The following is a 22,327-nucleotide window of genomic DNA, read 5'->3' as shown; positions in this document are numbered from 1 at the left end:
TGTTGACCGGAAGCGCCAACCAGCATGAAGGAACCGACTTCTCTCGCCAGCTGGACCCGTGCCCTGCGCAAGCAACTCGACGCGCTGGGGCTGGACAGCACTGCCCTGTGCCAGCAGGCCGGGCTCGATCCGCAACTGATGGACGACCCGAACGCCCGCTACCCGCTATCCGCGACGACACGCCTGTGGGAAATCGCGGTGCAGGTCAGCGGTGATCCGGCGATCGGTTTGCGGGTTTCGCGGTTCGTCAGCCCTACGACATTTCACGCACTGGGCTACGCGTTGGTGGCCAGCGGCAGCCTGCGGGAAGTGTTCGAGCGGATCGTGCGTTATCACCAGGTGGTCAGCGACGCGCTGGAACTGGAGCTGACCCGCACCGAAGACCGCTATCGGTTTCGCCTGAAAATCCCGGCGGACAACCCGGCGCCCGCCTTCGAGGCCATCGACGCCTTCGCCGCAATCTACGTGCGCACCTGCCGCAATCGCCTCGGCCGCGACTACGCGCCGCTGGCGGTGTACCTGCGCCGCCCGGAACCCGCTGACGCGCATCAATGGCACAAGGTGTTCCGCGCACCCGTGCATTTTTCCGCCGAAGAAGACCGCATCGAATTCGCTCTCGCCGACTTCGACAGCCATCTCGACGATGCCAACCCGGAACTGGCCGAGCACAACGAAGCCGTGCTCAAACGCACCCTCGCCCAGCTCAAGCCGCTGACCTGGGAGCGCAAGGTGCGCGACGCCATCGAAGAACAACTGCCCGAAGGCGAACCCAGCGCCGAACGCATCGCCCAGGCCCTGCACCTGAGCCTGCGCAGCCTGCAAAGGCACCTGGCGGACGAGGGTTGTCGCTTCGATACGCTATTGAATGAAAGCCGCGAGAACCTCGCGCTGCTGCACCTGCGCGATCCGCAATGCTCGCTGAGCGAAGTCAGTTATCTATTGGGATTTGCCGACACCAGCAGCTTCAGCCGCGCGTTCAAGCGCTGGACCGGGATGACGCCGGGGCAGTTTCGGGATCAGTTGCGCTGAAGGGGTTGGAACTTGTACTGAATCGACCAGCCTCTTCGCGGGCAAGCCCGCTCCCACAAGGATTGGGGCGTACAAAATCCTGCGTCACACCTCGACAACCGTGGGAGCGGGCTTGCCCGCGAAGAGGCCATTCAGATCGCTGCAAATCCAAGCTCAAAAACCGTACCCGTTGCACCACTGCTGACCCGCACCCGCCCTCCATGCAACTGCATGATTGACTGCACGATCGCCAGTCCCAAGCCGCCGGAATCTCCAGGCTGCGTGCGGGACGGGTCGACGCGGTAGAAGCGGTCGAACAGTTTGTCCAGATGCTCCTGCGCGATGACCGGGCCGAGGTTGTGGACTTGCAGCCAGCACATGCCTGGTTCGTCGCGCCGGCGCAGGCTGATGATCGAACCGGCGTCGGCATGGCGCACGGCGTTGGCCAACAGATTGCCCAAGGCGCGTTGCAGCAGTTGCTGATCGGCCAGCAATTCTCCGCTGAACGTGTTTTCGAGGCGGATTCCCCGGTCGTCGGCCAGGGCTTCGAAGTAGTCGCACAACTCATCGCCGATGTCGTGCAGTTCCAGCGTGCGCAGATCGAGCGCTCGCTCGGCCTGCTCGGCGCGGGCGAGAAACATCAGGTTTTCGGCCATGCGCTTGAGCCGCTCGAACTCCTCCATGTTCGACGCCAGCACTTCCTGATACTCGGCGCTGCTGCGCGGGTAATTAAGTGCCTGGCCGTTGCTCGCGAGCAAGGTGTGCAGGGGCGTGCGGATTTCATGGGCGAGGTCGGCGGAAAACTGTGAGAGGCGCTGGAAGCCATCGTCCAGCCGTACCAGCATGCCGTTCAGCGCGTGCACCGGTTCCAGCAATTCCGCTGGCGTGCCAGCGGTGGGAACGCGTTGATCGAGGCTGCGCAGGTCGATGCCGCGCAGCGCTTCACTCAGCTTGCGCAGAGGCCGCAAACCTCGGCGCAGCAGCACCAGGCCCAGCGTGAAGGCGAGCACGGCACCCAGCCCGACTGCCAGATACAAGCGCAGCCGATAGCTGCCTAGCATCTGCTCGCGCTCGCTCAAGACCTTGCCAGCAATCACGGTCAGCGCTTCACCGTTCGGACCTTGAGCCTGACCTGACAACAGCGCCAGCTCGACACCGTCCGCCGCTTGCCAGGTCAGCACATCGCGGCGTTGCGGCGGCTGCTCTCGCGCAATGGCCTGTATGGACGGCAGTTCGCGCTGACGAGGGTTGATCGTGATCACATTCGAGCCGTCCGCGCGTTGCACCAGCAGCAGACTGTCGAGGTTGCCCAGCATGTTCTGGTAAAGCCGTGGCCGCGCCTGCAAGGCGTCTAGGCTGTCGCTGTCGGCGAGCAGCGCGCGCACCTGTTCCAGGCGACCGAGCAACGCCATGTCGTCGCGCCAGGCGATTTCCGAGGCCAGCGAGCGATACAGGAACACGCCGATCGCGCTGAGTACCAGCGCGCAGACGGCAGCGAACGCCAGGGCCAGGCGCCAGGCGATGGATCTAGCGCGCATCGTCGGGGGCTTCGAGTTGATAGCCGACTCCGCGCACGGTGTGGATCAGTTTGGGCATGTACGGATCATCGACTTTCGAACGCAAGCGACGCACCGCGACTTCGACCATGTTGGTGTCGCTGTCGAAATTCAGGTTCCACACCTGCGAAGCGATCAGCGTACGCGACAGCACTTCGCCCTGGCGGCTGGCGAGCAGATGCAGCAGGGCGAATTCCTTGTTGGTCAGAGCGATGCGCTGGCCGCCCCGGCTGACGCGGCGGCGCAGCACGTCGATTTCCAGATCGGCGATGCTGTACGACTCGGCCTCACGCATCGGCCCGCGCCGCAACAACGTGCGCACCCGCGCCAGCAATTCGGCGAAGGCGAACGGTTTGAGCAAATAGTCATCGGCCCCCAGTTCGAGGCCGCGCACGCGGTCTTCGATGGCATCCTTCGCCGTCAGGAACAGCACCGGCGTGGCGCCGCGCTGACGGATCAGCTGGAGCAATTGCCAGCCGTTGAGGCCCGGCAGCATCACGTCGAGGATGATCAGGTCGTATTCCTGCTGCTCGATGAAGTAGCGCCCGTCGAGGCCATTGAGTGCCACGTCCACGGCGAAACCCGACTCGCCCAGCCCTTTGGCGAGGAAATTCGCGGTTTTGGCTTCATCTTCTACGACCAGCAAACGCATGGCACACCTCGATTGATCAGAGACACAGGCTAGGCTCCTTCGACCGTGTTGCCCATTACAAACTTGTAATCCGACTGACGAGGTTTCGACGGGGACCGGCGGATAAGGTGACGGCCTTCGCTTTTGGAGCCTGCCCATGACCGCTAAATACCTGGTTGCCAGCCTGGCAATCGGCCTCGGCACTGCCGCATTCGCTACGCCGGAGCTGCCCCGTCACGCCGATCTCGATCTGAAAACCGCCCGGCTGCTGGCCGACGCGGCACTGGAAAACTGCACCGGCACGGTGTCGGTACTCGACCGTGGCGGCAACCTGTTGGTGACCTTGCGCGGCGACGGTATCGGCCCGCATAACACCGCCGCCAGCCAACGCAAGGCCTACACCGCGCTGTCGACGAAAACCCCGACTCGATTGTTCGCCGAGCGCGCCCGCAACAACCCGGAAACCGCCAACCTCAACACGCTGGACGAGTTGCTGTTGCTCGGCGGTGGCATCCCTTTGTTTGCCGGGAAAGAACTGGTCGGCGCCATGGGCGTGGCCGGTTCCGGTGGCGGTGAACAGGACGAAAGCTGTGCGACGAAGGCGGCCGAAGCTGGCGGTCTTTCCATCAACCGAATTTGAACCCAGGAGCATCACCATGACCCCACTGCGCATCACTTTCGCCGCGCTCGGCCTGAGTGCTTTTTCGAGCCTGACACTGGCCGCCGGCAACCCGCTGAGCGTGCACGTGCTCAATCTGGAAAACGGCCTGCCGTCGCCGGGCATCAACGTGACGCTGGAGCGTCACGTCGGCCAGAACTGGCAGCCGCTGGCGCAGGGCACCACCAATGAACAGGGACGGATCGCCGAATTGTTCCCGGCGAACAAACCGTTCGAGGCGGGTGAATATCGGGTGGTGTTCAAGACCGGCGAGTACTTCGAGAAGGCGAAGCACGAGACGTTCTTTCCGGAGATTCCGGTGATTTTTCAAGTGAAGCAGACGGATCAGCACTATCACATCCCACTGCTGCTGAGCCCTTATGGCTTCTCGACCTATCGCGGCTCGTAAGCCACATACAATTCCCCTGTGGGAGCGGGCTTGCCCGCGATGGCGTCGTGTCAATCGACATAGAGGACAACTGACAGCCCCCAATCGCGGGCAAGCCCGCTCCCACAGGGATAGTAGTGAACACTAAAGTGTGGCAAGTGCCCGCAGGCGATCAGTGTCGAGGATTTCGATTTCGCCATAGCTCAAGCCGATAATCCCCTGCCCCTGCAACTCCTTGAGGATCTGGTTGGTGGTCTGCCGCGACAGCGACAGCATCGACGCCAGCTGTTCCTGGGGCAGTTGCAGCACGCGGCGCGGCGGGTCGAGTTCGCCGTAGCCTTCAGCGATCATCAGCAAGCGATGAGCCAGACGCGCCGGGGCCGGCAGCAGGCTCAGCTGTTCGAGGTTGATGAAGGTCAGGCGCAGTTTGTGGCTCATCAACAATGCGAGATGCCGCCAGTAGACGGGTTGCTCGTCGAGCAATTTCAGCAGTGTGGCTTGCGGGATATTCAGCAACAGACACGGGCCGACCGCATAAGCATCATGGGTGCGGGGCTGGCCGTCGAACAGGCATATTTCGCCGAACCAGTGCGGCGCTTCCACCAGGCTCAGCAACGCCTCTTTGCCCTGCTCGCTGACCGCGCCGATGCGCACCGCGCCATCGAGCACCGCGTACAGCCCGCACGGCGCATCACCGCGCTGGAACAGCCGCTGCCCCGCCGTCAGCCGCCGCTCCTTTGCCGCCGCCAGCAGACTATTCTGAAAGGACGAAGGCAGATGACTGAACCATTGCCCGGTCAACAGGCGCTCGCGCCAGACCTTTTCCATGCGTTCTCCTAAAGATTGTCGCCTGCCTGACAGAGCGAGCCGTGAACCCGGGGCATGATTCGATCACCCTACAGGAGGAACAACAATGAAAAGCCTCGTCGATCATTTGAGTCAATACGCCGCTTACCACCGTGACCCGCGCAACATCGCCAGCCACTTTATCGGGATTCCGCTGATCGTAGTGGCGGTGGCCGTGCTGTTGTCGCGGCCGGAATGGTCGGTGGGCGAGTTGTGGATTTCGCCTGCCGTTATCGTGGCGCTGGCCTCAGCATGGTTTTACCTGCGACTGGAAGTGAAACTTGGTGTGTTGATGACCGCACTCATGGGGCTATCGGTCTGGGCCGGGCACGTTCTGGCGCAGCAGAGCACCCTGGTCTGGCTCAGCAGTGGTCTGGCGATGTTTGTGATTGGCTGGGCGATCCAGTTTGTCGGCCATCACTATGAAGGGCGCAAACCTGCGTTTGTGGATGATTTGAGCGGGCTGATTGTCGGGCCGCTGTTTGTGGTGGCCGAACTGGCGTTCATGCTCGGGATGCGCCATGAACTGAAAGAGCAGATCGAGGCGCGGGCGGGTGTGGTGCGGGTCAATCCGAACAGGGCCGCTGTGTAGGCCGCTTTCGAGAGCAAGCTCGCTCCCACAGGGATCCAGTCGTTCACAAATGTCGTGTTCGCTGAAAAACTGTCGCTCGTTCCCACGCTCTGCGTGGGAATGCATCCCGTGACGCTCCGCGTCACAGTGGACGCGGAGCGTCCATAGCGGCGTTCCCACGCGGAGAGCGTGGGAACGCGCGAGGTCAAACGTTGGCGACTTTCTGCCAGACCTTCGGCTTGAAGAACAACGTCTCACCCTTCGCCAACCCGGTCAGGCTGTCGTGATCCTTCACCACTTCCGCCTCGATCAGATCGGTTTGCCCCTCAACCTTCAGCGTCACCCGCGTGGTCGCGCCCAGCGGCCGGATATCGCGGACTTCAGCGGCATGGTGATCCTCCAGCTCATGCCGCGACAGCGACACTTCGTGGGGGCGGAACAGTACGTGATTGTCATCGCCCAGATGCAGACGGTTCGAGTCGCCGAGGAAGTGGTAGACGAAATCGCTGGCCGGGTTTTCGTAGACGTCGCCCGGTGAGCCGATCTGCTCGATCACACCCTTGTTCATCACCACGATTCGGTCGGCCACTTCCATTGCCTCTTCCTGGTCGTGGGTCACGAATACCGAGGTCAGGTTGATGTCTTCGTGCAGGCGCGCCAGCCAGCGGCGCAGCTCTTTACGCACCTTGGCGTCGAGGGCGCCGAACGGCTCGTCGAGCAGCAGCACTTTCGGCTCTACCGCCAGGGCACGGGCCAGGGCGATACGTTGACGCTGACCGCCGGACAGTTGCTCCGGATAACGATCCGACAGCCAGTCCAGTTGCACCATGTTCAGCAGCTCGTGAACCTTGGTCGCAATCTGGCTTTCGCTCGGGCGCTGGTTTTTCGGCTTCATGCGCAGGCCGAACGCGACGTTGTCGAACACGGTCATGTGGCGGAACAGGGCGTAGTGCTGGAACACGAACCCGACGTTGCGATCACGCACGTCGTGGCCGGAAACGTCTTCACCGTGGAACACGATGTTGCCGTTATCCGGGGTTTCCAGACCGGCAATGATGCGCAGCAAGGTGGTCTTGCCGCAGCCGGACGGGCCGAGCAGCGCCACCAGCTCACCGCTTTGGATGTCCAGGCTGATGTTGTCCAGCGCCTTGAACGCATTAAAATTCTTGCTGACGTTACGCACTTCGATCGACATGAATTATTCCTCCGCGGCGCTGGCGCGCAGGCGGTTGATACGGTTTTCGCTCCACTGCTTGAGCAGCAGGATGAAGAGCGCCAGGATCAGCAACAGGCTCGCCACGGCGAACGCGGCCACGTGGTTGTATTCGTTGTAGAGGATCTCGACGTGCAGCGGCAAGGTGTTGGTCACCCCGCGAATGTGCCCGGAAACCACCGACACCGCGCCGAACTCACCCATGGCCCGCGCAGTACACAGCACCACGCCGTAGATCAGGCCCCACTTGATGTTGGGGACGGTCACGTGCCAGAACATCTGCCAGCCGTTGGCGCCGAGCAGACGCGCGGCTTCCTCTTCCTGAGTGCCTTGTTCCTGCATCAGCGGGATCAGCTCGCGGGCCACGAACGGCACGGTGACGAAGATCGTCGCCAGTACGATGCCCGGCAGGGCGAAGACGATCTGGATGTCGTGATCCTGCAGCCACGGCCCGAACAGGCCCTGGGCGCCAAACATCAACACGTAGACCAGACCGGCGATCACCGGCGACACCGAGAACGGCAGGTCGATCAGCGTCACCAGCATGCTCTTGCCACGGAACGAGTATTTGCTCACGCACCACGCGGCGCTGACACCGAACACCAGGTTCAACGGGACCGAAATCAGCACCGCGATCACGGTGAGTTTCAGCGCCGACAAGGCATCCGGTTCAAAGATCGCAGTGAAGAAGGCACCGAGGCCGTTCTTCAATCCCTGCGACACCACGATGAACAGCGGCAGCACCAGGAACAGGAAGAAAATCAGCCAGCCGAGGCCGATCAGAATCCGCCGCGAAGTGGCACTGCCACGGCGGGCGGCATTGGCCGAGGAAGCGGCCGCAATAGACGATTGGGACATGGTTCGCGCCTCCTTATGGGGTTTCGATGCGCCGCTGCAGCAAGTTGATCAGCAGCAACAGGACGAAAGAAACCACCAGCATCAACACGCCGATGGAGGTAGCGCCGGTGTAATCGTATTGGTCGAGCTTGACCATGATCAGCAGCGGCAGGATCTCGGTTTTCATCGGCATGTTGCCGGCGATGAAAATCACCGAACCGTATTCGCCAACGCCCCGGGCGAACGCCAGGGCAAAACCGGTCAGCCAGGCTGGCAACAGCGCCGGCAGCAGGATGTGACGGAACACCTGCAGCGGTTTGGCACCGAGGCACGCCGCGGCTTCTTCGACTTCCCGCGGGATGTCCGCCAGCACCGGCTGCACCGTGCGCACCACGAACGGCAGGGTCACGAAGGTCAGCGCCAAGGTAATCCCGAGCGGGGTGTAGGCGATCTTGAAACCGAGGTCTGCAGCGAACTGCCCGACCAGCCCGGTCGGCGTGTACAGCGCCGTCAGCGCGATACCGGCCACCGCGGTCGGCAGGGCGAACGGCAGATCGATCATCGCGTCGATCACCTTGCGTCCCGGGAACGTGTAGCGCACCAGAACCCAGGCCAGCAACGTGCCGATGATGCCGTTGATGATCGCGGCGCACAGCGCAGTGCCGAAGCTCAGCTTCAGTGCGGCCAGAACCCGGGGCGCGGAGATGATCGTCCAGAACTGATCCCAGGTGAGTTGGGCGGCGTGGACGAACATCGCCGCCAGCGGGATTAGCACAATCAGGCTGAGGTACACCAAGGTGTAGCCCAGCGTCAGCCCGAAGCCGGGTATGACGGGGGAGATACGACGCGACATAAAAGTCCTTGGTTAAAAAACGTTCCGCTGAACGCACTAATGTGGGAGCGAGCTTGCTCGCGAAGAGGGAGCATCATTCAACACTTACGTTGTCTGACACACCGCCTTCGCGAGCAAGCTCGCTCCCACATGGGGTGTCCGGCACTAAAGCTCGGTTGCAGCTTATTTCAGATTACTGCGCCTGATAGATCTGGTCGAACACGCCACCGTCGTTGAAGAATTTCGGCTGTGCGGTTTTCCAGCCGCCGAAGTCCTTGTCGATGGTCACCAGTTCCAGTTTCGGGAACTGCTGGGCGTACTTGGCAGCCACGTCCTTGTCACGCGGACGGTAGAAGTTCTTCGCCGCGATTTCCTGACCGGCCGGGCTGTACAGATGCTTGAGATAGGCTTCGGCGATCTGCTCGTTACCCTTCTTCTCGGCGTTCTTGTCGACCACGGCCACCGGAGGTTCGGCGAGGATCGACAGCGAAGGCACGACGATGTCGAACTTGTCCTTGCCGCCATCTTCTTTGAGCGCCAGAAAGGCTTCGTTTTCCCAGGCCAGCAACACGTCACCCTGACCGTTGTTGACGAAGGTAATGGTCGAGCCACGGGCGCCGGTGTCCAGAACCGGCACATGCTTGAACAGGGTCTGTAGGTATTCCTTGGCTTTCGCTTCGTCGCCGCCGTTGGCTTTCAGGCCGTAGGCCCATGCCGCGAGGAAGTTCCAGCGTGCACCGCCGGAGGTTTTCGGGTTCGGGGTTATCACCGAGACGTCGTTCTTGATCAGATCACCCCAGTCCTTGATGCCTTTCGGGTTGCCCTTGCGCACCAGGAACACGATGGTCGAGGTGTACGGAGTGCTGGCTTCCGGCAGACGCTTCTGCCAGTCGGCCGGCAGGGTCTTGCCGAGCTTGGCGATTTCGTCGATGTCGCCGGCCAGGGCCAGAGTCACGACGTCGGCGCGCAGACCGTCGATCACCGCACGGCCCTGCTTGCCCGAACCGCCGTGGGATTGCTGGATTTTCACGGTGTCGCCGGCGTGCTCCGACTGCCAGTACTTCACGAATTCGGCGTTGTAATCCTGATAAAGCTCGCGCGTCGGGTCATACGACACGTTGAGCAGTTCGTAATCCTTGGCAACCGCGGAACCGGCAAAAACAGCACTGGCCAGGGCGGCCAAAGCGTAACGGCGAATCGACGACATGGTGAAAGCTCCTGGAATTCCTGGTGGTGACTTTTTCTTATGAATTTCGAAAATCGGGTTGCCTGTAAAGATCACCGCCTGCGCCCACTCTTGCGTTGATCCCCGGCAAGAGCGGGCGCAGGCTGGAATCTTTTTTCGATTCAGCTCGGCTTGTTGCCCGGTTGCTGCAAGCGGAATTTTTCTTTGCGTTCGATCTGGACCACCTGGGCGTTGTGCACAGTGATTTCCACCGCGCCGAATCGCAGGTCGCGCAAGGCGCTCTGGATTTCGCGAAGGATGGTGGCTTCGTCCTGACCGTCAACGCTACGCAGGGATGCGCTCATGGTGCTGCTCCTTTGAATGGGATATGCCTGGCAGTGGGCGGTACTGCGTTCGGCGTGGGAGCAATATAAGAGAGGCGCAGATATTCTTAAAAAGACTATTTAAGAATTTTTATATAACTGGAAAACATTATGTGATGCAGCAAGGGTTTGCGGCGGATTCGCCCGCCGGCAAACCTGCCGTACGCCGTCATCAACCGATCAAAGGCGCCCGGTTCCAGTCGATTTGCGCTTCCGGGACCGGCCGCCCGAACCAATAGCCTTGCCCCAGATCACAAGCCTGGCCCAACAGGAACGCCGCCTGTTCCGCCTGCTCGATGCCCTCGGCATGCACCTGCATGCCCATGCTGCGGGCCAGGGCAATGATCACGCGGACGATCGCTGCGTCGTCCTCGTCCCACGGCAGGCCGGCGACAAAACCCTGATCGATCTTGAGCTTCTGCACCGGCAGGCGCTTGAGCCGCAGCAACGACGAATAACCGGTGCCGAAGTCATCGATGGCCAGACGAATGCCCAGCTCGCGCAGACGATGCATCTGTTCCAGCGCGACTTCCGGATCGTCCATCACCGCGCTTTCGGTAACTTCCAGTTCCAGGTAGGCCGGATCCAGGCCCGTGTCGTGCAGCACCTGCGCAACCTGCTCGTACAACTCGCGGCGGGCAAACAAGCGTGATGACACGTTTACCGCGACAAACGACAGCACGACTCCCGCCTGCTGCCATTGGCACATCTGCCGGCAGGCCTGCTGCATGACCCAGGCGTCGATTTCCGAGATCAGCCCGGTGCGCTCGGCAATCGGGATGAACTCCGCCGGCGACACCAGGCCCCGTTGCGGATGTTCCCAGCGCACCAGGGCTTCGACGCCGATCAGGCGACTGGTTTTCAGGTCGTGTACCGGTTGGTAATAGACCCGCAGCTCCTGCTGCTCCAGCGCGCGGCGCAGTTCAAAGGCGATTTCGACCCGTTGCTGGGCGTGAGCCGTGAGCTCTTCGGTATACAGTGCGTAGCCATTGCGGCCACTGCTCTTGGCCTTGAACAGCGCCGCATCGGCGTTGCGCAACAGCTGCTCGGCGCTCAATGCATCGCTGGGAAACAGACTGATGCCGAGGCTGGCATTGATGAACAGCTCATGACCATCGAGGCAGAACGGCTCCTTGAGCGCATCGAGAATGCGTTGAGCCAGCGCCGCCGCCTGCGCCGGCTGTGGACAACTTTCCAGCAGGACTGCGAACTCGTCACCACCCAGCCGCGCCAGGGTGATGCCCGTCCCGAACAACGCCTGCAAACGCACGGCGACCGCCTTGAGCAAACGGTCACCGATGGTGTGGCCGAGGCTGTCGTTGATCAGTTTGAAATGGTCCAGGTCGATCATCAGCAACGCGCAACCGCGCTTGTGGGTCTGCGCCGATGCCAGCGCCTGTTCGGCGCGGTCGCTGAACAGCAGGCGGTTGGGCAGGTCGGTCAGCGGATCGTGATGGGCCAGGTGCTTGAGCTCGTGCTCGGAATCCTTGATGGCGCTGATGTCGGAAAACACCGCGACGTAATGGCTGAGCCGATCGTCCTCGTCGCGGATCACCCGAATGGTTTGCCACTGTGGATAAATCTCGCCGCTCTTGCGCCGGTTCCAGATTTCGCCGCTCCACTCGTCCTTCGTCTGCAAGGTGGCGAACATCGCCTGATAGAACCCCGGAGGATGGTGCCCGGACTTGAACAGGCTGGGCTGCTGGCCAATGACTTCCTCGCGTTGATAGCCGGTGATTTCCATGAAGGCGCGATTGACGTGGACGATCAGCCCCTGTCGGTCCGTGACCAGCACGCCTTCGCGGGTGCAATCGAATACTGCAGCAGCCTGACGCAGGCGTTCGCGATCCGCCTGGCGTTCACGCAGTCGGGCACCGATGCCCAGGCATTCGAACAGCCGCGCACGGGCCAGGAAGATCAACCCGGCGCTGAGCGCTACGAACACGTAGCCGTTGATCAGTTGCCAGCGCAGCAGTTCGTCTGAGTTATCGAAGAAACTGTTCAATAAATAGCCAGTGCCTTGCAGCCACACAACCGCAAGGACCAGATAAAGCAGCGCTGCACGCAAGGCATCGCGGTAAGTGGCAGACATTCGGCCGTCCATGTCCCTACAAAATTGTCGGGATTATAAGTCAAGAAACATCCAGCCATCTCTTATCTGAAAGGGCGACTGGTTTTATCTGTGTGCTTGGTGATAATGCAACGGCTGTTTTTTCTTTATCGAGGGCCCTATAGCCTATGTGGTACGAAGGTTTTCTTGGCTTGTCGGCCTGGTCACTGGTCGCCGTCACCCTGGTGATGACCCACGTGACGATCGTTGCCGTCACGGTCTACTTGCACCGCTACTCGGCCCATCGCTCTCTGGAGCTGAATGCCGGCCTGAAGCATTTCTTCCGTTTCTGGCTGTGGCTGACCACCGCGCAGAACACCCGCGAGTGGACCGCCATCCACCGCAAACACCACGCCAAATGCGAAACCGAAGACGACCCGCACAGTCCGGTCGTCAAGGGTCTGTCCACCGTCCTGCGCAAAGGTGCCGAGCTGTACCGCGAAGAAGCGCAGAACCCGGAAACCCTGCGCATATACGGCAAGAACTGCCCCGAAGACTGGATCGAGCGCAACCTCTACAGCCGCTACCGGCTGCTGGGCGTGGCGATCATGGCCGTCGTCGACCTGCTGCTGTTCGGCACCATCGGCATCACCATCTGGGCGATCCAGATGATGTGGATCCCGGTCTGGGCGGCCGGTGTGGTCAACGGTCTGGGCCATGCCGTCGGCTACCGCAACTTCGAATGCCGCGACGCGGCGACCAATCTGGTGCCATGGGGCATCCTGATCGGCGGCGAAGAACTGCACAACAATCATCACACCTATCCCAACTCGGCCAAGCTGTCGGTCAGGAAGTGGGAATTCGACCTCGGCTGGGCCTGGATCCAGGTCTTCAGCTTCCTGCGTCTGGCCAAGGTGCAACGGGTCGCCCCGATCGCCCACCGCGTCGAAGGCAAGGGCAGCCTGGACATGGACACCGCCATGGCGATCCTCAACAACCGCTTCCAGATCATGGCCCAGTACCGCAAGCTGGTGATCGGGCCGCTGGTGAAGCAGGAGCTGGCCAAGGTCGATCATTCGGTACGCCACCAGTTCCACCGGGCCAAACGCCTGTTGTCGCGGGAAACCAGCCTGCTGGAAGATCGCCACCACGTGCGCATCCAGAACATGTTCGAGCACAGCCAGGCGCTGAAGGTAATCTACGAGAAACGCCTGGCCCTGCAGCAGATCTGGGTCAAGACCAGCGCAAATGGCCACGACATGCTCGCTGCCATCAAGGAATGGGTACACGAGGCGGAGGCCAGTGGCATCCAGTCCCTGCGTGAATTCGCCGACCAGCTGAAAACCTACTCGCTGCGCCCTGCCACCGCCTGATGCCGTTGATCGGTGCGCCCGATTCCCGGGCGCACCCTTCGGAACTTCACCCCCGATCCCCTATCTCAAAGACACTTCGCCACCCCCGGCGGGCTTTCCCGTGGCCGTTGTCGACTTCCCGGCACGCCCTTTGAGATTCGTGTCGATGGTCAACAACAATCAGAAAGACTCATCCCCTCCCCAGTGGCCCGAGGCTGCGCAAACCCTGATGGCATTGATGCACGCTCAGGGCGAAGTCGCCCGGCTGAGCGAACGCGAGCAACTGTTCAGCTCGCTGCTGGTCAGCGTCAACGCCGTGCTTTGGGCCTTCAACTGGGAAACCCGTCAGGTGCTGTATGTCAGCCCCGCCTATGAACGGATATTCGGCCGCTCCGCCGCCCTGCTGTTGGCCGACTACAACCAGTGGCGCGACAGCATCTACCCGGACGATCTGGAATACGCCGAACGCAGCCTCGCCGAAGTGCTGCACAAAGGCGCCGTGGAAGACCGCGAATACCGGATCATCGCCGCCGACGGCCAAGTGCGCTGGATCAGCGACAAGTGCTTCATCAACCGTCAGGACGAACCAGGGCAACCGGTGATCATCGTCGGCATCGCCGAAGACATCACTGACAAGAAGCAGATGGAAACCGAACTGCAACGCCTGGCCACCACCGACGTGCTGACCCAGAGCAGCAATCGCCGGCACTTCTTCGAATGCGCCCACCGCGAGTTCGAAGACGCCCGCCTGCAAGGCGTGCCACTGGCGTTTCTGCTGCTGGACATTGATGACTTCAAGGTGATCAACGACACCTACGGCCACCCGGAAGGCGACAACGTACTGCAACGGATCGCCGAATGCGGGCGAGCATCGTTACGCCGGGGCGACCTGTTCGGGCGGATTGGCGGTGAAGAATTTGCTGCGGTGTTCCCGGGCTGTGCGCCAGACATGGCGATGCAGGTGGCCGAACGGCTGCAACGGGAAATTCAGCGGCTGAGTTTCAACCACGGTGATCAGACGTTCGGCATCACCGTCAGCCAGGGCCTGACCAGCCTCACCCCGGATGACGAAAGCCTCGACACCCTGTTCGCCCGCGCGGACGCAGCGATGTACGAAGCCAAACGGCAGGGCAAGAACCGGATCATTTCCGCCTGATTCAAGACCTCAGCCCAACACAAGACTACTGTGGGAGCGAGCTTGCTCGCGAAGGCGTCTTGTCAGTCAACATAGCGCTGACTGGCATACCGCTTTCGCGAGCAAGCTCGCTCCCACAGGGATTCGTAGTGCGCGCGGTTATTTACGCATCCGCAGCAGCTCCGGCAAGCCGATCTTGAGCAAGCGCGCCGTGCGGCTCTTCGCCAGCTCCTCAACGCCTTCATGCTCGGTCAGCCGCGCCATCTGCGCCGCCATGTTCATCACCAGCGCCTCGCGGGAGTACACCCCGCCACCGAGCTGGTAAACCGCGGCAATCAGCTCGCGCAACTCCAGCGGCAAGCGCCAGCGGGTGCGTAACGCCGAGCCATACGCTGCGCCGAATTCCGCCAGCGCATCGCCGACTTCCTCCAGTTCATCCAGCTCGCCGCCGGCCTGCTTCCATTCCTGCAGACAACGCAGCAGTGCCAGGTCGCCGAGGCGATGGAGCATCCCGGCGCAATAGCAGCGTTCCTGATCCAGATCGAGCAGCCGCGCCAGCGTGCGGGCGTACTCGGCGGTGTGCAGCGACAGGCCCCAATAGCGCTCGGCGTAATCGGCCAGACACGGATCGCTGAGTCGGGCGCTGCGCTTGAGTGCAAGGCCAAGGATCAGGTTCATGCTCTGCCCGGTGCCCAGGCGATGCAGCGCCTGCGCCAAGGTCTGCACCGGCGCGCCATGGTGCTGGGCGGCGCTGTTGGCGGCGGCAATCAACACGGCGGTGATCTGCGGATCGGTGCGGATTTCCTCCTCCAGCAGCTTCAGGTCCAGCCCATTGGGATTGAGGCTGCGTTTGACTGCCACCTGCACATCGGTCATCAGCGGTGCGCCATCGGCCTGTTCGCGGCGACGTTCGAGGAATACCGAGAGGGTCATGCCCGGCGCCAGTGCAGGTACTTCACAGAACACTTCCTCGCCGGCGTTCAGCAGCAGTCCCTGCAAACGCTCGGTCAGGCTTTCCATGTTCAGGGGTTTGGCCAGGTAGGCGGTCGGCGCCATCGGCAGGGCTTCGCGCACGCTGGCGCTGTCGTTGCGGCTGCTCATCAAAATGAACGGCAGCGGCGGGTTGCGTTTGCGCTGGCGGACACTGCGCAACACGCTCAAGCCATCGACGCCGGGCAATTCCCAGTCGACGATCGCCAGGTCATACGGGACTTCGCTGAGCAGCGACATCGCCTCCTGGCCATCGGCGCACAGGTCCAGCCGCGCATCGCAGCGCACATTCAGCAGCACTTGTTTGAGCAGATCACGCGACCAGGGATCGGCCTCGGCAATCAGCACCCGGGGTACAGCGGGTAAATCGACGGCAGTCATGCTCGCCCTCCCTTGCAATGCTTGAACCTTAGCCAATGCTTGCGTTTCGGTACAACCTGAAAACCGCGCAAGTGTTTCTCCGGGCATGAAAAAACCCGCCGAAGCGGGTTTTTTGTCGATCCGATCACACGGTGCTACGGATTACAGCTCCGAGAAGCACTCTTCGATGATCGCCAGGCCTTTGTCCAGTTGCTCGTCCGGCGAAGTCAGCGGTACCAGGACGCGCAGAACGTTGCCGTAGGTGCCGCAGGACAGCAGGATCAGGCCCTTTTCACGCGCCTTGGCCACGACAGCCGCGACAGCGGTCGGGTTTGGCTTGTGGCTGTCGCCGTTTTCGAACAGCTCGACTGCGATCATGGCACCCAGGGCACGGACTTCGCCGATCACCGGGTACTTGGCCTGGATGGCCTTCAGGCCGGTGACCAGACGCTCGCCGACAGCCTTGCAGCGGTCCAGCAGTTTTTCTTCTTCGAACACTTCCATCACGGCCAGGGCCGCGGCGCAAGCGATCGGGCTACCGGCGTAGGTGCCGCCCAGGCCGCCTGGAGCGATGGCGTCCATGTATTCGGCCTTGCCGCACACACCGGCCAGCGGGAAGCCGCCGGCGATGGATTTGGCGAAAGTGGTCAGGTCGGCAGCAACGCCCATCTGTTCCATGGCGAAGAAAGTGCCGGTACGGCCAGCGCCGGTCTGCACTTCGTCAGCGATCAGCAGGATGCCGTGCTGGTCGCACAGGGCACGCAGACGCTTCATGAATTCTTTCGGTGCGACGTAGAAACCACCTTCACCCTGCACAGGCTCGATGATGATCGCGGCGATGTCTTTCGGCTCGGCGTCGTTCTTGAAGATGCGCTCGATGGAAGCGATCGAGTCGTCGATGCTCACGCCGTGCAGTTCGTTCGGGTACAGCGCGCGGAAGATGCCGCCTGGCATCAGGCCCATGCCGGCCGAGTAAGGCACGACTTTACCGGTCAGGCCCAGGGTCATCATGGTGCGACCGTGGTAAGCGCCGGTGAAGGCGATCACGCCAGCGCGGCCAGTGGCGGCACGGGCGATCTTCACGGCGTTTTCAACGGCTTCGGAGCCGGTGGTCACCAGCAGGGTTTTCTTGGCGAAGTCGCCTGGTACGCGAGCGTTGATTTTCTCGCACAGCTCGACGTACGGCTCGTAGGCCAACACCTGGAAGCAGGTGTGGGTCAGCTTGTTCAGCTGCTCGGTCACGGCGGCGATGATTTTCGGGTGCACGTGGCCGGTGTTCAGTACGGCGATACCACCGGCGAAGTCGATGAATTCACGACCCTCAACGTCGGTCACGGTCGCGTTCTTCGCGGACTCGGCGAAGATCGGGTGAATCTGGCCAACACCACGTGGAACAGCAGCGGTACGGCGGGCCATCAAGTCAGCGTTAGTCTTGCTCATTACAGTCCTCATTCGCCGCTCATCGGGCGGCGTGGTTCAAGGATTAAGCGGGAGGAATCGGCGGTGGCAGCATGCGATGATCGACTGCCACGGCGTTCCCGGCCGCAGAGAAAATTCCGGTTTGAAGCGACGCAAAGGGACAGCGCTCTCGTGCCCTTTGCGTTTACAGCGATCTTCTACCGAGGCTTAGATGCCCAGGCAGAGGTATTTGATTTCCAGGTAATCTTCGATGCCGTACTTGGAGCCTTCACGGCCCAGGCCCGAGGCCTTGATGCCGCCGAACGGCGCCACTTCGTTGGAGATCAGCCCGGTGTTGACGCCTACCATGCCGTATTCCAGGGCTTCAGCCACACGGAACACACGGCCCAGGTCGCGAGCGTAGAAGTACGAGGCCAGACCGAACTCGGTATCGTTCGACATCGCGATCACGTCGGCTTCGTCTTTGAAGCGGAACAGAGGCGCCAGCGGACCGAAGGTTTCTTCCTTGGCGACAGCTGCGTCTTTTGGCACGTTGGTCAGGATGGTCGGCTCGAAGAAGTTGCCTTCCATCGGTTTGCCACCGGCCAGCACAGTTGCGCCTTTGCCCACGGCGTCAGCGATGTGCTCTTGCACCTTGGCCACGGCTTTCTCGTCAATCAGCGGGCCAGTGGTAGTGCCTTCTTCCAGACCGTTACCGATCTTCAGCTTGGCGACTGCCACTTTCAGCTTCTCGGCGAATGCGTCGTAGACCGAATCCTGAATGTACAGACGGTTGGCGCAAACACAGGTCTGGCCGTTGTTGCGGTACTTGGAAATGATCGCGCCTTCGACGGCCTTATCCAGGTCCGCGTCGTCGAACACGATGAATGGCGCGTTGCCGCCCAGTTCCAGGGAGACTTTCTTGATGTCCTTGGCGCATTCCGACATCAGCTGACGGCCGATTTCGGTCGAGCCGGTGAAGGACAGTTTGCGCACGATCGGGTTGCTGGTCAGCTCGCTGCCGATGTCGCCGGCACTGCCGGACACCACGCTGAACACACCTTTAGGGATGCCGGCGCGCTGGGCCAGTTCAGCCAGGGCGAAGGCGGAGAACGGCGTTTGCGAAGCAGGCTTGAGCACCATGGTGCAACCGGCGGCCAGCGCAGGACCGGCTTTACGGGTGATCATCGCCGCCGGGAAGTTCCACGGGGTGATGGCGGCGGTCACGCCGATCGGCTGCTTGATCACGATCAGGCGCTTGTCCGGCTGGTGGCCCGGAATCACGTCACCGTAGATACGCTTGGCTTCTTCGGCGAACCACTCGATGAACGAAGCGGCGTAAACGATTTCGCCCTTGGCTTCGGCCAGTGGTTTGCCTTGTTCGAGGGTCATCAGGCGAGCGAGGTCGTCCTGGTTCTCGATCATCAGTTCGAACCAGCGACGCAGTTTGCCTGCGCGCTCCTTGGCGGTCAGTGCACGCCAGGCCGGCAGCGCCTTGTCGGCGGCTTCGATGGCACGGCGGGTTTCGGCAGCGCCCATTTTCGGCACGGTGCCCAGAATTTCGCCGGTGGCCGGGTTGTTGACCTTGATCGTCTGACCGTTGTCCGCGTCGACCCATGCGCCATCGATGAAGGCTTGCTGGCGGAACAACTGGGTGTCTTTAAGCTGCATGTCGGCTTTCCTTAACAGCACCGCGCAAGGCGCGGAGCAAAATTATGATTGTAGAAAGGCGCCTCGCAAGGCTGCCGTCAGGGAAATCATTTACCGGGCTGGCACATGAACAGCGCACGACTCAAAAGACGTGCGACTCAGCACCTGGATAAGGAGCGTTTGAAATCTCAAACGAATCCTAGGTTCAAAGGGGTTGGAGGACAATAGGGCGTTCGAAAAAAAGAACAAAAACGCCGCAATTGCTGAACATTTCAGATCAACGTACAAGCGCCCGTGTTCCCTGCCGCCGTCGAACGGCAGGGAACAGAGGATGGTGACTACTTATCCTGAAACGATTTGAGCACCGTCAACAGACTGGTCAGGTTGTCAGCCACCCCCGTCTGCGCGACTTTCTCCGTGGCCGCGGCGCCGGCTGTGGTATCAACGCTGTAAATCTGCATCACGCCCTGATTGGTCGCCGCTTGCGCCAAAGTGTTCTGTTGCTGTTGGGCACTGACGGCGTTCTCGAACAGGATGCCGGTCGAGTGCGCCAGGCTCTGGTAAATACTGCCCATCGCCATGGCCGGCGCTTCGGCCACAACCTTGACGCTGGTCTGGGTGACTGCATCGGTAATCTGATCATTCACGGTTGCCATGTTCCGACTCCTTTCAAGGGACAGTGGGTGTTGCAAATATTGCTCAGGCGCCGGACGACCGCTCAGGCTGGCTGGCGCTGAACTGGGCAATGCTCTGATTGATTCGCTCAAGTGCCTGGTCCACTCCGTCGGCGTCCAGCACCCCGCTCGCCGCGGCCACCGCTGCGGCCCCGCCCACCAGCAGATGGGTATTCAACGCGCCGAGCGCACTTTCGGTGGCGGCGTCGAGGTCATCCTTGATGATGCTCTCGGTCATCTTGCGCAGCAGCACACCTTGAGAAGCCAGAGCGAGCTTGGTGACACCATCGAAGTAGCTCGCCGCCGACTGCGCCACCAATCCGCTGGCCTGACGAATCAGCAGCTCCGAACCCAGCGACGCCAGTGCGGGCGCATTGGCTGCCAACTGAGTGTTGAGCAGGTTCACCGCTTCGACGATCTGTCGGTTCAAGGCGTCGGCACCCACGCCCTCAGACGATTGCTGGAGCAGATGCTCGTTGAGTGATTCGAGCAATGAAGCCGCAGCGGCGGCCGGATCGACGGCCGGCTGCTCAGCGCCGTCGGTCTGCGCCTTTTCCCTGGCCATCAGGATCGCCCTCCCACCGCCAGAATCTGCTGCACGGCCGCCGCCACGGTGGCGTTGCCGATAATGTTCAGCGCCTGCTGATGACTGACCGCGTTCTGCAACGCCAGACTGACCGCATGACTGCTGACCTGAGTCAGCGTAGCAATGGCCGTGGCCGGTGCAGAACCGACGACCTGCACGGTCGATTGGGTGACAGAGTCGGTGATTTGAGGATTGACGACGCTCATGCTTTTCTCCCTGAATAAGGCGATCGAGGAACCCGCCGCAGGAAAACAATAGAACAGCTGCGCCAAACTGCCACGAGAGCGTTTTGCAGGACGTTACAGCCTTTTGGAATGCGCCCTGCACCGACACAAACACTGACAATGACCCGGCAAAAACCGGCATGGACGCCCCGAGCCGACCTAGGTATGATGTCGCCCGCTGCACCAGTAGCTCAGCTGGATAGAGTACTGCCCTCCGAAGGCAGGGGTCGTGGGTTCGAATCCCGCCTGGTGCGCCATTGATTTAAACGAGAAAGCCCCGGACTGTGATGGTCCGGGGCTTTTTTGTGCCTGCCGACCGGCGACTCACTCCGTCGTCCAGTCAAACTCGTCATATTCATCATCGTCTTCTTCGTCCTCGATCAAGTCATCATCGAGAACGTCTTCCTCCAGATTCTCTTCGGCCTGTTTGGCCAGAAGAAACTCCTTGCGACTCTCCGTCACTGCCCGCCGCAGTTCCTCACCCTTCACCGGGCAGTTGAGCATTTGGGCGATGCGGTCGATTTTTTGGGCCACGGCATCCTCCAGCGCATCGGCAATGACCCGATAGTGCGCGTTTTTGCGGGTCAATGCCAAATGGCGGATGACTGATACGGTCAGTTCTTGCGGATTTTTTCCAGTCGCAGGTCGAGATTCACGTTCGGGTAGCGCTTGTGCAGGTGGTTGAACAGGGTGTCGGCCGCTTGCGACTGGCCGGACTCGCGCAGGCGCAAGACTTCACGCAGCTGCTCGTCGAGACCGTTGACCGGGGCAGCGGCGCGCTTGCCGACCCTGGCTTCGTCCGCCGTGTCGGCGCTGATCGATTCGCTCTGCATCGGTGCAGCCATTTCCGCCATTGGCGCGGGAGCTGGCGCAGAAAGCGCGCCGGCGGGCGCCGACAATGATCGGGCCTCCTGGCGGGCCACAGGCGCAGCCGGTTTCGCGGCGGGGGCGAAATCGTATTGAGCCACGGGCTCCGGCGTGCGTTGCACCAGCGACAGCATCAGCGCGATGCCGACCAGACTGGCAAAAGCCACCTGATAGCGCGGTGTCTGGCAGGCCTTGAGCCAGCGTTGCCACAGGCTCTGCCGTGGCATCGGGGTTTCACGGCGGGCGGCGTTGAGGATCAGCGCATCGAGATGCGCCGGCGGCTCGGCGTTGTGCTGTTCACGCACGTGCTTGAGCACTTGCTCTTCGGGGGTCGGGCGGGCGTCCGTCATGTCAGTACCTCCTCGGCCAGCAGCCGACGCAGTTTTTGCTGGGCGTAGCGCAAACGGCTCTTGACGGTTTCCAGCGGTGTTTCAGTGAGGCTGGCGATTTGCGCCAGGTCGAGGTCGCCGTGGGCGCGCAGCAGGAACACTTCGCGCTGGTCGGCGGGCAAGGTTTGCAGGGCGCTTTCCAGGCGCTTGCTGTCGCGGCTGAGATTGAGCAGCTGTTCGGGATCGGAGGCGTCGTCGCTGATGGCGTGGGTTTGCTCGTCGTAACTGTCATGCAGCGGTTGCCGGGCCCCGTGTTTGCGCCAGTGATCGATCAGGCGATTGCGGGCAATCTGGAACAACCACGTACGAAAGGTCGCCCGGCCGTGTAGCTGACTGGTGCTGCGGATCAGGCTCAGCCAGGTCTCCTGGAACACTTCGTCAGCCAGTTCCGGTTTGCTGCTCAACCCGAGCAGAAACCGGTACAGGCTCTGGCGATGACGGGCGTACAGGATCTCGAACGCCTTGCTGTCACCCTCGCGATAACGGGCCAGCAGCGATTCGTCGCTGCTGGCCTTCAGGCTGTCGGCGGAGGCGAACAGCTGTGTGATGAAGCCTTTGAGGCGG

At 61.6% G+C, this 22,327-nt stretch carries 24 protein-coding genes and 1 tRNA gene; 7 read left to right on the top strand and 18 right to left on the bottom strand.

The features are described 5' to 3' along the window. Window positions 1–24: 24 nt before the first annotated feature. Window positions 25–1,029 carry an AraC family transcriptional regulator gene (locus CAF79_RS12200; protein ID WP_085697975.1) on the top strand — a complete coding sequence of 335 codons (1,005 nt, stop codon included), beginning with the start codon at window positions 25–27 and terminating at the stop codon, window positions 1,027–1,029. Between the two features lie 131 nt (window positions 1,030–1,160). On the opposite strand, the gene CAF79_RS12195 is transcribed toward CAF79_RS12200, so the two are convergent. Together CAF79_RS12195 and CAF79_RS12190 are read right to left on the bottom strand one after the other, a co-directional pair. Further along, complete coding sequence (locus tag CAF79_RS12195; protein ID WP_085697974.1) at window positions 1,161–2,546, bottom strand: heavy metal sensor histidine kinase; 1,386 nt, start codon at window positions 2,544–2,546, stop codon at window positions 1,161–1,163. Next, window positions 2,536–3,216, bottom strand: a complete 681-nt coding sequence (locus CAF79_RS12190) for a heavy metal response regulator transcription factor (protein WP_085697973.1) — start codon at window positions 3,214–3,216, stop codon at window positions 2,536–2,538. The genes CAF79_RS12195 and CAF79_RS12190 overlap by 11 nt, the downstream gene beginning before the upstream one ends. A 136-nt stretch (window positions 3,217–3,352) precedes the next feature. Here CAF79_RS12190 and CAF79_RS12185 point away from each other — a divergent pair, with 136 nt between their 5' ends. Both CAF79_RS12185 and uraH read left to right on the top strand, forming a co-directional pair. Then, window positions 3,353–3,835: a heme-binding protein gene (locus CAF79_RS12185; RefSeq protein WP_085697972.1), complete on the top strand. Its 483-nt coding sequence runs from the start codon at window positions 3,353–3,355 to the stop codon at window positions 3,833–3,835. Between the two features lie 16 nt (window positions 3,836–3,851). Continuing rightward, window positions 3,852–4,262 (top strand): hydroxyisourate hydrolase, encoded by a 411-nt coding sequence (uraH, locus tag CAF79_RS12180; protein ID WP_085697971.1) that lies wholly within the window; start codon window positions 3,852–3,854, stop codon window positions 4,260–4,262. Between the two features lie 123 nt (window positions 4,263–4,385). On the opposite strand, the gene CAF79_RS12175 is transcribed toward uraH, so the two are convergent. Continuing rightward, window positions 4,386–5,069 carry a Crp/Fnr family transcriptional regulator gene (locus CAF79_RS12175; protein ID WP_085697970.1) on the bottom strand — a complete coding sequence of 228 codons (684 nt, stop codon included), beginning with the start codon at window positions 5,067–5,069 and terminating at the stop codon, window positions 4,386–4,388. A gap of 85 nt (window positions 5,070–5,154) precedes the next feature. Between CAF79_RS12175 and CAF79_RS12170 the strand changes: the two genes are divergently transcribed. Then, window positions 5,155–5,679, top strand: a complete 525-nt coding sequence (locus CAF79_RS12170; protein ID WP_085697969.1) for a DUF962 domain-containing protein — start codon at window positions 5,155–5,157, stop codon at window positions 5,677–5,679. A 184-nt stretch (window positions 5,680–5,863) separates the two neighbouring features. Here the strand turns inward: CAF79_RS12170 and CAF79_RS12165 are convergent, their stop codons facing one another. The 6 genes from CAF79_RS12165 to dibA form a co-directional block, all read right to left on the bottom strand. Beyond that, complete coding sequence (locus CAF79_RS12165; RefSeq protein WP_085697968.1) at window positions 5,864–6,853, bottom strand: sulfate/molybdate ABC transporter ATP-binding protein; 990 nt, start codon at window positions 6,851–6,853, stop codon at window positions 5,864–5,866. 3 nt (window positions 6,854–6,856) lie between these two features. Next, window positions 6,857–7,729: a sulfate ABC transporter permease subunit CysW gene (gene cysW / locus CAF79_RS12160; protein WP_007952817.1), complete on the bottom strand. Its 873-nt coding sequence runs from the start codon at window positions 7,727–7,729 to the stop codon at window positions 6,857–6,859. A 13-nt stretch (window positions 7,730–7,742) separates the two neighbouring features. After that, window positions 7,743–8,561, bottom strand: coding sequence for a sulfate ABC transporter permease subunit CysT (gene cysT, locus CAF79_RS12155; RefSeq protein WP_007952818.1), 819 nt, complete (start codon window positions 8,559–8,561; stop codon window positions 7,743–7,745). Window positions 8,562–8,733: 172 nt separating this feature from the next. Next, window positions 8,734–9,747: a sulfate ABC transporter substrate-binding protein gene (locus tag CAF79_RS12150; RefSeq protein ID WP_085697967.1), complete on the bottom strand. Its 1,014-nt coding sequence runs from the start codon at window positions 9,745–9,747 to the stop codon at window positions 8,734–8,736. A 140-nt stretch (window positions 9,748–9,887) separates the two neighbouring features. Further along, complete coding sequence (oscA, locus tag CAF79_RS12145; RefSeq protein WP_022643503.1) at window positions 9,888–10,070, bottom strand: sulfur starvation response protein OscA; 183 nt, start codon at window positions 10,068–10,070, stop codon at window positions 9,888–9,890. Window positions 10,071–10,260: 190 nt separating this feature from the next. Next, window positions 10,261–12,180, bottom strand: coding sequence for a phosphodiesterase DibA (gene dibA / locus CAF79_RS12140; protein ID WP_085697966.1), 1,920 nt, complete (start codon window positions 12,178–12,180; stop codon window positions 10,261–10,263). Window positions 12,181–12,326: 146 nt separating this feature from the next. Between dibA and desA the strand changes: the two genes are divergently transcribed. Together desA and CAF79_RS12130 are read left to right on the top strand one after the other, a co-directional pair. After that, a complete protein-coding gene (gene desA, locus CAF79_RS12135) occupies window positions 12,327–13,511 on the top strand; it encodes a delta-9 fatty acid desaturase DesA (RefSeq protein ID WP_085697965.1) in 1,185 nt (394 codons plus the stop codon). Between the two features lie 145 nt (window positions 13,512–13,656). After that, complete coding sequence (locus CAF79_RS12130; protein WP_085697964.1) at window positions 13,657–14,646, top strand: sensor domain-containing diguanylate cyclase; 990 nt, start codon at window positions 13,657–13,659, stop codon at window positions 14,644–14,646. A 138-nt stretch (window positions 14,647–14,784) separates the two neighbouring features. Here the strand turns inward: CAF79_RS12130 and CAF79_RS12125 are convergent, their stop codons facing one another. The 6 genes from CAF79_RS12125 to CAF79_RS12100 form a co-directional block, all read right to left on the bottom strand. Next, entirely contained in the window at window positions 14,785–15,996 is a 1,212-nt protein-coding gene (locus tag CAF79_RS12125; protein ID WP_085697963.1) for a response regulator, read from the bottom strand. 141 nt (window positions 15,997–16,137) lie between these two features. Further along, the gene (gabT, locus tag CAF79_RS12120) at window positions 16,138–17,415 is read right to left on the bottom strand and encodes a 4-aminobutyrate--2-oxoglutarate transaminase (protein WP_085697962.1); all 1,278 of its coding nucleotides are present in this window, start codon (window positions 17,413–17,415) and stop codon (window positions 16,138–16,140) included. 186 nt (window positions 17,416–17,601) lie between these two features. Then, complete coding sequence (gene gabD / locus CAF79_RS12115) at window positions 17,602–19,044, bottom strand: NADP-dependent succinate-semialdehyde dehydrogenase (protein ID WP_085697961.1); 1,443 nt, start codon at window positions 19,042–19,044, stop codon at window positions 17,602–17,604. Window positions 19,045–19,361: 317 nt separating this feature from the next. After that, a complete protein-coding gene (locus CAF79_RS12110) occupies window positions 19,362–19,679 on the bottom strand; it encodes a RebB family R body protein (protein WP_085697960.1) in 318 nt (105 codons plus the stop codon). Between the two features lie 43 nt (window positions 19,680–19,722). Continuing rightward, a complete protein-coding gene (locus CAF79_RS12105) occupies window positions 19,723–20,262 on the bottom strand; it encodes a hypothetical protein (RefSeq protein ID WP_085697959.1) in 540 nt (179 codons plus the stop codon). Then, window positions 20,262–20,489, bottom strand: a complete 228-nt coding sequence (locus CAF79_RS12100) for a RebB family R body protein (RefSeq protein WP_085684289.1) — start codon at window positions 20,487–20,489, stop codon at window positions 20,262–20,264. Before CAF79_RS12100 ends, CAF79_RS12105 begins: the two co-directional genes overlap by 1 nt. Window positions 20,490–20,687: 198 nt before the next feature. Between CAF79_RS12100 and CAF79_RS12095 the strand changes: the two genes are divergently transcribed. After that, window positions 20,688–20,764: transfer RNA gene (locus CAF79_RS12095), tRNA-Arg, on the top strand. Between the two features lie 67 nt (window positions 20,765–20,831). Here CAF79_RS12095 and CAF79_RS12090 read toward each other — a convergent pair. The 3 genes from CAF79_RS12090 to CAF79_RS12080 are packed head-to-tail and all read right to left on the bottom strand — an operon-like array spanning window position 20,832 to window position 22,302. Next, window positions 20,832–21,101 (bottom strand): hypothetical protein, encoded by a 270-nt coding sequence (locus CAF79_RS12090; protein WP_227234078.1) that lies wholly within the window; start codon window positions 21,099–21,101, stop codon window positions 20,832–20,834. Window positions 21,102–21,121: 20 nt separating this feature from the next. Continuing rightward, window positions 21,122–21,724 (bottom strand): hypothetical protein, encoded by a 603-nt coding sequence (locus CAF79_RS12085; protein WP_085697958.1) that lies wholly within the window; start codon window positions 21,722–21,724, stop codon window positions 21,122–21,124. Further along, window positions 21,721–22,302: an RNA polymerase sigma factor gene (locus CAF79_RS12080; protein ID WP_256579265.1), complete on the bottom strand. Its 582-nt coding sequence runs from the start codon at window positions 22,300–22,302 to the stop codon at window positions 21,721–21,723. The genes CAF79_RS12085 and CAF79_RS12080 overlap by 4 nt, the downstream gene beginning before the upstream one ends. Window positions 22,303–22,327: the final 25 nt, after the last annotated feature.

The sequence above is a fragment of the Pseudomonas sp. B26(2017) genome (genome assembly GCF_002113045.1).
GTDB lineage: Bacteria > Pseudomonadota > Gammaproteobacteria > Pseudomonadales > Pseudomonadaceae > Aquipseudomonas.
The sequence above is the reverse complement of the archived record's forward strand: the minus strand, read 5'-3'. Positions and strand labels throughout refer to the sequence as shown.

Coding starts and splice junctions, on each gene's coding strand:
- CAF79_RS12130 (WP_085697964.1), top strand. CDS start 13,657: ATGGTCAACAACAATCAGAAAGACTCATCCCCTCCCCAGTGGCCCGAG.
- CAF79_RS12100 (WP_085684289.1), bottom strand. CDS start 20,489: ATGAGCGTCGTCAATCCTCAAATCACCGACTCTGTCACCCAATCGACC.
- CAF79_RS12195 (WP_085697974.1), bottom strand. CDS start 2,546: ATGCGCGCTAGATCCATCGCCTGGCGCCTGGCCCTGGCGTTCGCTGCC.
- CAF79_RS12190 (WP_085697973.1), bottom strand. CDS start 3,216: ATGCGTTTGCTGGTCGTAGAAGATGAAGCCAAAACCGCGAATTTCCTC.
- CAF79_RS12185 (WP_085697972.1), top strand. CDS start 3,353: ATGACCGCTAAATACCTGGTTGCCAGCCTGGCAATCGGCCTCGGCACT.
- CAF79_RS12125 (WP_085697963.1), bottom strand. CDS start 15,996: ATGACTGCCGTCGATTTACCCGCTGTACCCCGGGTGCTGATTGCCGAG.
- CAF79_RS12170 (WP_085697969.1), top strand. CDS start 5,155: ATGAAAAGCCTCGTCGATCATTTGAGTCAATACGCCGCTTACCACCGT.
- CAF79_RS12110 (WP_085697960.1), bottom strand. CDS start 19,679: ATGGCAACCGTGAATGATCAGATTACCGATGCAGTCACCCAGACCAGC.
- gabT (WP_085697962.1), bottom strand. CDS start 17,415: ATGAGCAAGACTAACGCTGACTTGATGGCCCGCCGTACCGCTGCTGTT.
- CAF79_RS12165 (WP_085697968.1), bottom strand. CDS start 6,853: ATGTCGATCGAAGTGCGTAACGTCAGCAAGAATTTTAATGCGTTCAAG.
- dibA (WP_085697966.1), bottom strand. CDS start 12,180: ATGTCTGCCACTTACCGCGATGCCTTGCGTGCAGCGCTGCTTTATCTG.
- oscA (WP_022643503.1), bottom strand. CDS start 10,070: ATGAGCGCATCCCTGCGTAGCGTTGACGGTCAGGACGAAGCCACCATC.
- CAF79_RS12175 (WP_085697970.1), bottom strand. CDS start 5,069: ATGGAAAAGGTCTGGCGCGAGCGCCTGTTGACCGGGCAATGGTTCAGT.
- uraH (WP_085697971.1), top strand. CDS start 3,852: ATGACCCCACTGCGCATCACTTTCGCCGCGCTCGGCCTGAGTGCTTTT.
- CAF79_RS12105 (WP_085697959.1), bottom strand. CDS start 20,262: ATGGCCAGGGAAAAGGCGCAGACCGACGGCGCTGAGCAGCCGGCCGTC.
- CAF79_RS12085 (WP_085697958.1), bottom strand. CDS start 21,724: ATGACGGACGCCCGCCCGACCCCCGAAGAGCAAGTGCTCAAGCACGTG.
- cysW (WP_007952817.1), bottom strand. CDS start 7,729: ATGTCCCAATCGTCTATTGCGGCCGCTTCCTCGGCCAATGCCGCCCGC.
- CAF79_RS12200 (WP_085697975.1), top strand. CDS start 25: ATGAAGGAACCGACTTCTCTCGCCAGCTGGACCCGTGCCCTGCGCAAG.
- gabD (WP_085697961.1), bottom strand. CDS start 19,044: ATGCAGCTTAAAGACACCCAGTTGTTCCGCCAGCAAGCCTTCATCGAT.
- cysT (WP_007952818.1), bottom strand. CDS start 8,561: ATGTCGCGTCGTATCTCCCCCGTCATACCCGGCTTCGGGCTGACGCTG.
- CAF79_RS12150 (WP_085697967.1), bottom strand. CDS start 9,747: ATGTCGTCGATTCGCCGTTACGCTTTGGCCGCCCTGGCCAGTGCTGTT.
- desA (WP_085697965.1), top strand. CDS start 12,327: ATGTGGTACGAAGGTTTTCTTGGCTTGTCGGCCTGGTCACTGGTCGCC.